This window comes from Aestuariivirga sp., assembly GCF_044238155.1.
Taxonomy (GTDB): Bacteria; Pseudomonadota; Alphaproteobacteria; order Rhizobiales; family Aestuariivirgaceae; genus Aestuariivirga.
In genome coordinates, this window is the sequence record NZ_JBIIDX010000186.1 from 1 (window position 1) to 5,767 (window position 5,767).

6 protein-coding genes are annotated in these 5,767 nt (G+C 53.9%); 3 read left to right on the top strand and 3 right to left on the bottom strand.

Annotated features, from left to right (window positions below):
- Together ACILRN_RS15340 and ACILRN_RS15345 are read left to right on the top strand one after the other, a co-directional pair.
- The coding region (locus ACILRN_RS15340) for an adenosylcobalamin-dependent ribonucleoside-diphosphate reductase (RefSeq protein ID WP_395689753.1) at positions 1-1,729 on the top strand (1,729 nt) is incomplete at its 5' end.
- 59 nt (positions 1,730-1,788) lie between these two features.
- Complete coding sequence (locus ACILRN_RS15345) at positions 1,789-2,175, top strand: hypothetical protein (protein ID WP_395689755.1); 387 nt, start codon at positions 1,789-1,791, stop codon at positions 2,173-2,175.
- Here ACILRN_RS15345 and ACILRN_RS15350 read toward each other — a convergent pair.
- On the bottom strand, positions 2,151-2,693 hold the full coding sequence (locus tag ACILRN_RS15350; protein ID WP_395689757.1) for a gamma-glutamylcyclotransferase: 543 nt from the start codon (positions 2,691-2,693) through the stop codon (positions 2,151-2,153). The two genes, ACILRN_RS15345 and ACILRN_RS15350, sit on opposite strands and share 25 nt — an antisense overlap.
- Between ACILRN_RS15350 and ACILRN_RS15355 the strand changes: the two genes are divergently transcribed.
- Complete coding sequence (locus tag ACILRN_RS15355; protein ID WP_395689759.1) at positions 2,692-3,651, top strand: DUF2125 domain-containing protein; 960 nt, start codon at positions 2,692-2,694, stop codon at positions 3,649-3,651. The two genes, ACILRN_RS15350 and ACILRN_RS15355, sit on opposite strands and share 2 nt — an antisense overlap.
- Here the strand turns inward: ACILRN_RS15355 and ACILRN_RS15360 are convergent.
- The gene (locus ACILRN_RS15360; protein WP_395689761.1) at positions 3,645-4,568 is read right to left on the bottom strand and encodes a prephenate/arogenate dehydrogenase family protein; all 924 of its coding nucleotides are present in this window, start codon (positions 4,566-4,568) and stop codon (positions 3,645-3,647) included. The two genes, ACILRN_RS15355 and ACILRN_RS15360, sit on opposite strands and share 7 nt — an antisense overlap.
- Positions 4,565-5,665 (bottom strand): histidinol-phosphate transaminase, encoded by a 1,101-nt coding sequence (gene hisC, locus ACILRN_RS15365; protein WP_395689763.1) that lies wholly within the window; start codon positions 5,663-5,665, stop codon positions 4,565-4,567. Before hisC ends, ACILRN_RS15360 begins: the two co-directional genes overlap by 4 nt.
- Positions 5,666-5,767 lie beyond the last annotated feature (102 nt).

A 5,767-nucleotide genomic window follows, 5' to 3' on the forward strand; every position in this document is an offset into this window, starting at 1 on the left:
AATGCGCTGCGATCACCCAGATATCGAGGCATTCATTGCCGTGAAGCAACAAGCCGGAAAGCTCAAAAACTTCAATCTTTCCGTTCTTGTTACTGATGATTTCATGGCTGCAGTCAAAGCTCAGGCAAATTGGCCTCTCATATTTGACGGCAAGATCTATCGAACGGTGCCAGCGGCATCGTTGTGGGACGCTGTCATGCGGAGCTGCTACGAATGTGCTGAGCCAGGCGTCATATTCATCGACCGCATCAATTCCGAGAACAATCTGTCCTACTGCGAGACAATCTCGGCAACCAATCCTTGTGGAGAGCAGCCGCTGCCAGCTTATGGCGCGTGTCTGCTCGGATCGCTGAACCTGACACAATTCATTATCGATCCCTTCAGCAAGTCTGCAAGACTGGACGAGGCTGCGCTCGGACGGACGACGGCAATCGGTGTCCGCTTTCTGGACAATGTGATTTCGATTTCGAGGTACCCACTGAACGAACAGCGCGAGCAGGCCCTTGCGAAAAGGCGTATTGGCCTGGGCATGACCGGTCTCGCAGATGCGCTGGCGATGTGCGGACTCATTTATGGTTCTTCGGACGCCGTCGATGCCGCAAGTCACTGGACATCCCTTATAGAGACTGCCGCCTACAAGGCGAGTATCGTTCTTGCCAAAGAACGTGGGCCCTTTCCGATGTTTGATGCTCAACGATACGGAAACCAGGGCCATGCAGCCAATCTCCATGAGGCACTTCGCAGCGATATTGCGCGATATGGAATTCGCAATGGCCTTCTCATGTCGATAGCTCCTACGGGCACGATTTCGCTCCTCGCAGGAAATGTGTCGAGCGGAATTGAGCCAATTTTCAGTGTTCGTTATCAGCGCAAGCTGCTGTATCCGGATGGATCTTGCCGTATGAACCCTGTGCATGATTATGCGGCAGCTCTTTACTGGCATATGTTTGGAAAAGATGAGCGCCTACCCCCCAGCTTTATAACGGCTGACGAGCTTGCGCCATCAGCACACCTGAGAATGCAGGCAGCAGTTCAGAAGCATGTAGACGGTTCCATCTCCAAGACCATCAATATCTCATCAGAGTTGCCTTTCGTTTCATTCAGGAGCATCTACCAAGACGCCTACGACATGGGACTGAAGGGGTGTACGGTATTCAGACCCAATCCAGTCACGGGAGCAGTCTTGTCGAGGGTTCCGGCAGCAAGGCCTCACGTTACCCAACTGATGGACCCATTCTCCAGGGACCGGGAAGACGTAATTCCCGGAGCTACCTACAAGCTGGACTGGCCAGGCAATGATTCTCCAATTCATGTGACGATCAATGATGTGATCGAAGACGGGACAAGACGCCCCTTCGAGATTTTCATCAATCCGCAAGACAGGCAACTGCAACTATGGGCAACCGCACTGGCACGCACGCTGTCAGCCGTCTTCCGGCGCAGTGGAGACCTGTCCTACATCACGAGTGAACTCAAGACAGTTGCCGATCCACGCGGCGGGCATTGGATCGAAGGGGGCCACTATTCAAGCCAGCTAGCAGCAGTCGGTGGAGCGATCGATCGTCATATCCTGAACCTGTCACAAGGTACTCAGCGCCAGCCATCCCATGGTTCAGGGTCTCGAGGCTCAACAAATTTGCTACCATGTCCACAGTGTCAGACGGACGCGATGACACACCAGGAAGGGTGTGCGGCATGCCTCTCATGCGGTTATACACGCTGCAACTGATGGGGCTTGACAATTAGCCATTTTTGTTCTATTTTTGTTCTATGATTCACGGTTATTCTTTGTCAGGGTTTCAGCCCGCCGATACAGCCCTCGCGCAGCGCTTTTGGTACTGGCGAGGAGCTTCAGGCCGGGCCTACATCCATTCGATCTATTCGCGGCAGCTTTGCCCGAGATTGGCTGGTGCAATCTATTTGATCGTGGATGCGTCAGGTGCCTCGCGCCAGGTGATCTCCGTTGGGCGACTGTCTGCAGACGGCACATTGCCCGAAGACAGACGGCCAGGGCATGCCATTGAGGAAATTCATGTTCACCTTCTGGCGCGGGATTTCACCGCGGCTGAACAGATTGCATCTGACTTGCGCGCGGCTCTCCATTCCGAGGAACGTCCGGTCTCCAACATGCGGGCTGTCACGGTTGCCGTTCAACTTGAACTTTTGGCAGCATGAGATGCCAGGCGGGCTGCAACCCGTTCCAGGGCGGCATCATGGATGTTCATTTGCCTGAGATGTACAACGGTATTCATCACGTAATCGACACATAGGCCGGACATCCCCCGCCCATGGCCAACATAAAAATCGATCTGCTCATCGCTCAATAGGCCTGTATATTGTCCATGCTGTCTGTCGACCACATAGGTGACAGCGGCAACCAGGCGCCCGCTGTCCAACAGCCGCACTGACTTGCGTTTCTCGACATAGACGGATGTGACCTGCTCACGTGCCCGAAGATAGGCAAGTGTATCATCCCACCTGTCAGCTCCAATCCGAAATGCAATACCACGACAGGACCCACCGCGATCCAAACCCAGAACCAGCCCAGGCTGTTCGGGGGTTCCTCGATGAACATGAGAATAGACACACAGCCGCCGGTGGTAGCCGAATATGGAGGCAGGCTCACAGCCGAGGTGCGCAAAACCCGGCCGCCACATCAGCGAGCCATAGCCAAAGACCCAGAATTGTTCCATGCTAAGCGACCTCCTAACTCGAAAGGCTCCCGAAGATCAAATGCCGAATGCTCACTCAGCATCCTGGAGAATTTTTGCTCCGCTCGGCATCGTATTGCTGGTTGCCCTCGCCTGGACAGCCTATTGGTTCATCGCAATTGGAGCGGCTAAGGAAAGGCTTGCATCAGAGCGGCTACGTCTCTCTGAACGCGGTTTTCAGTTATCGTGCGTCCAGGAGCAATGGGGCGGCTTTCCGTTTCGATTTGAATTCTCATGCACTTCACCAAAGCTGTCACGCACCGGGCTCGGTGAGCTGGCCTCCACTAATCTTTTGGTCATGGCACTTGCCTATGCTCCCTGGCAGGTGGTTGCACTGATCGATGGGCCGTCGACCCTGCTTCTTGGCCACGGAGCGCCGAAGCAGGCCGAGCACGATCGGGCGGTTGTTGTCCTGACATTCGAGTCGTCTGGACTTGCAAGTTTTTCAGGAGAGGTTCGGGGCATAGCCATGCCCTTGCTGGGTAGAATCGAGAAGCTGAGTGCCCACACACGACCTTCGCTGCCGCCAGCTTCCGGAACAGATATCGCAATCACTTTGAACAAGCCCGTTTACCAGCCTGCTGGCATGCCGGCCATGGCACTTGATCAGGTCAGCATTTTGGGAGGTTTCGAAAGCAGCCCTCGACTGGCCATTGACACTGCAGAGATTCAAGCAGGACGCATCAAGGTTACAGGCGCTGGCACGCTGACACTCGACGAGCAAAATCGTGTGACAGGCGAGCTGACCACTGAAACAAATGATATTGGCGCCCTGATCGACTTCAGTGCACCTTATTTCGGCCTGTCAGATGAACAGAAAGCCAATGTCCAGGGTATAGTGGGCATTCTGGGAAACTCTGCAAAGATACCTATCATTGCAAAAAATGGCTTGCTCTATCTGGGGCCGTTCAAAATCGCAGATCTCGAACCACTCTACTGAGTCTTTGGACCTCCACGACCAAAGTCAGGTGCAGCTGTATCCTGGCCAGCCGCAATGATGTTGCGGCGAACCTCCCGCGAGCGGCTAAAAATGTTGAACAACGTCTCACCATCACCCCAACGGATTGCCCTTTGCAATGCAGAAAGATCCTCCGAAAATCTTCCCAGCATTTCAAGAACGGCGTCCTTGTTGTTCAGGAACACATCACGCCACATGGTGGGATCTGATGCTGCAATTCGCGTAAAGTCACGAAAACCACCCGCCGAGTACTTGATCACCTCGGAAGAAGTCACCTGCTCCAGATCGGCAGCAGTTGATACAATATTGTAGGCGATCAGATGTGGCAGATGGCTTGTGATCGCAAGAACCAGATCATGATGCTCAGGAGTCATGATCTCAACATTTGACCCACATGAACGCCAGAAGGCTGTCAGACGCTCAACCGCCCGAGGGTCGGCATCGGCCAGAGGCGTCAGGATACACCATCGGTTCAGGAACAGTTCGGCAAATCCCGCTTCAGGACCGGATTGCTCCGTACCGGCGATCGGATGACCTGGAATGAAATGTACGCCGGCTGGAACATGAGGAAGAACGTCACGCACCACTGCGCCCTTGACTGAACCGACATCAGTCAGAATTGCGCCGGCCTTAAGCGCAGGCATGATTTCCATCGAGAGCGCAGCATAGCTTCCGACCGGCGAACACAAGATAATCAGATCAGCACCTGACACAGCATCTGCGGCTGTGGAACATATTTGATCAACCAGGCAAAGCTCCAGAGCCTTTGCCCGCGTCGCATCAGTCTTTGCATAGCCAGTTATCTTGTCGGCGAGCTCATTTTTGCGAACTGCATGCGCAATCGATGATCCAATAAGCCCTATACCAATGATGGCAATATGTTTGAATTCCCGGGTCATGACATGAACGCCCTCAGACACCTGACAAGACCACGATTGGCGTCCTCAGATCCCACAGATATACGAAGTGAGCCCGAAAGCCCGTAGGAGTCCATACGGCGCACGATGAAACCATGCTCCTGCAGATAACGGTCGGCAGCGTGTGCATTCTGGCTGTCATCAGACGGAAAGTGCACCAGAACGAAGTTTGCAGCACTCGGGGTTACGACAAGACCCATGGAAGATATCTCTTTCTCAAGCCACGGAAGCCACTCATCATTGTGTGCAACGGCGCGTTCGACAAACTCATGATCAAACATTGCGGCAGCCCCGGCTGCAATTGCGGGTGAGCTGACATTGAACGGTCCACGAATACGATTCAGGACATCTGCGACATGCAACGGGCAGTATGCCCATCCGAGCCTGAGCGCCGCAAGGCCATAGATCTTCGAGAATGTCCTGGTCATGACAACATTTTCAGATGTGGCAACCAGCTCGATTCCAGAATCATAATCATTTCGCCGGACATATTCAGCATAGGCTGCATCAAGCACGAGCAATACCCGGGAAGGCAATCTGGCATGCAATCGCTTCACTTCATTGAAGGGGAGATAGCGTCCAGTCGGGTTATTCGGATTGGCCAGAAAGACCATGCGTGTCCGTGGCGTCACCGCTGCAAGAATGTCGTCGACCTGTACGATGAAATCCCGCTCAGGAACAACAACAGGCGTTGCACCATTCGACTGAATCACGATGGGGTAAACGAGAAATCCATATTGACTGTAAATTGCCTCATCACCAGGCTGCAAATAGGCATGCGCCAAAAGCTGCAGAAGCTCATCCGAACCTGCACCACACACGATGGCCTCCACCTTGAGGCGGTAACGACCGGCAATCGCCTCGCGCAGGAGAGTCGCGCTCCCATCCGGATATAATTCAAGAGTCGATGCTGCAGTTCTGTATGCCTCGATTGCTTCTTGACTTGCCCCAATGGGAGACTCATTCGACGACAACTTATGAATGCGTGCACCCTTGGTTCCGCTTTTTCCCGGCACATACGGAGCGATATCCAGGATTCCAGGATTCGGTTCGGGCCTTTTATTCTGAGAAGTTGGCATGCTCATACCTTATTGGCCGAGGGCAGCGGCCAGCAACCCGGACACCCGGGCGATGCCTCAGATACTCCCGAAGCGGATCAACCTCAACAGCAAGGAACCCCG

Bases quoted from the DNA above. Each gene is read 5' to 3' on its own strand.
- ACILRN_RS15355 (WP_395689759.1), top strand. From the start codon at position 2,692: ATGCTAAGCGACCTCCTAACTCGAAAGGCTCCCGAAGATCAAATGCCG.
- ACILRN_RS15360 (WP_395689761.1), bottom strand. From the start codon at position 4,568: ATGACCCGGGAATTCAAACATATTGCCATCATTGGTATAGGGCTTATT.
- ACILRN_RS15350 (WP_395689757.1), bottom strand. From the start codon at position 2,693: ATGGAACAATTCTGGGTCTTTGGCTATGGCTCGCTGATGTGGCGGCCG.
- hisC (WP_395689763.1), bottom strand. From the start codon at position 5,665: ATGCCAACTTCTCAGAATAAAAGGCCCGAACCGAATCCTGGAATCCTG.